The sequence below is a fragment of the Oleiphilus sp. HI0079 genome, assembly GCF_001635105.1.
Genome location: NZ_LWFT01000729.1, coordinates 1 through 465, shown reverse-complemented (window position 1 = coordinate 465; position 465 = coordinate 1). Strand labels below are relative to the sequence as shown.

Below are 465 nucleotides of genomic sequence, written 5' to 3'. Positions count from 1 at the left end.
ATCGATTCAGTCGAAGATATGAAAATCTTGTTCGATGACATTCCGCTAGACAAAGTCTCCGTATCGATGACCATGAACGGTGCAGTGCTTCCCGTCATGGCAAATTACATCGTGGCTGCGGAGGAACAAGGGGTTTCTCAAGCACAATTAGCGGGCACGATTCAGAACGACATTCTGAAAGAATTCATGGTGCGTAATACCTACATTTACCCGCCAGCACCATCGATGAAAATCATCGGCGATATCATCGCCTACACATCCCAGAACATGCCACGCTTTAACAGCATTTCAATTTCCGGCTATCACATTCAAGAAGCCGGTGCCGATGCCGCTTTGGAGCTCGCTTATACCTTGAGCGATGGCCGCGAGTATGTGCGCACCGCACTGAACGCAGGTCTAGAAGTGGATGCCTTCGCACCCCGCCTCTCGTTTTTCTGGGGCATCAGCATGAACTTCTACATGGAG

Annotated in this window: 1 protein-coding gene; it reads left to right on the top strand. The window is 49.9% G+C overall.

Annotation, left to right across the window (positions count from 1 at the left end; translation table 11 throughout):
* Positions 1-465: methylmalonyl-CoA mutase family protein (locus A3750_RS13295; RefSeq protein WP_255374881.1), on the top strand; the 465-nt coding region annotated here is incomplete at its 3' end.